Origin of the sequence: Streptococcus sp. HMSC062H02 (genome assembly GCF_001813005.1) — a bacterium.
In the GTDB taxonomy this organism is placed as follows: domain Bacteria; phylum Bacillota; class Bacilli; order Lactobacillales; family Streptococcaceae; genus Streptococcus; species Streptococcus oralis_S.
Window position 1 is genome coordinate 1 of the sequence record NZ_KV811120.1, and the last position, 781, is coordinate 781.

1 protein-coding gene and 1 pseudogene are annotated in these 781 nt (G+C 39.9%); both read right to left on the minus strand.

The features are described from left to right. Nucleotides 1-233, minus strand: a pseudogene (locus HMPREF2885_RS04710) (cell surface protein); the annotation flags it as partial. Between the two features lie 75 nt (nucleotides 234-308). Further along, nucleotides 309-781, minus strand: a 473-nt coding sequence (locus tag HMPREF2885_RS04715; protein ID WP_148131137.1) for an LPXTG cell wall anchor domain-containing protein, incomplete at its 5' end; no start/stop codon positions are given.

Here is a 781-nt window from a genome sequence, read left to right on the forward strand (position 1 = left end):
GGATTAGCTTTATAGTCAGCGATGAAAGCCTCTAGATCATTCAGTTTATCTCTAAATCGGAATGCCACGACTCTCTCTTGGCCATCTGGAATTTCTTCATCTTCCGCCGGTGTTTCTTCTGCATGCACTGTTGGAATTTGATATAGATCTGGAGCTACATGATAAGTTGCTACTCCAAGAGCGTTTAAAGCAAGTATTGAAATCCCTAACTTTAATAATTTTTTTCTACTCATTCTTTTTCCCTTAACACTTTCAAAATACAGTAAGGAGGAGAGTAAATATTTCTACCCTCCTCTTACTATGCAATCCTATTGTTCAGCTGTGTTTTTCCAAACTAGAAGTCCTGTAAGTCCAAGAATGAGAACTGCAATGACTTCAAAGAGTGTAGAAACTTCAGAACCTGTATTTGGCAAGTTTTTGCCTGGATCTTTTGGTGGAACTTCCCCCTCAGAAGGTGGAATATTTGGAGCCGGTGGTGTTACCGGTGTTGGTGGGAACACCACAACTGTGTTGGTAGATTGTGGGGTGTGATTGAAGCTTACTGTAGCTGTATTTGATACACCGTCCTGATACTTAGCGAAGTCTGTTCCTTCTTTGAAGTTTGTGTAAAGAACGAGAGTTACTTTACTTCCCTTCAAGGCTTCAAGAACATCCTTGTCGCTGATTTCAAGAGTCACAAGATTTTCAGTTTCATCGTAAGTAACAGTAGCAATTGCTTCCAACTCTTTACCTACTAATTCACCGCGGTCATTTGAAGACTTACTCAATTTATCAATAGCTG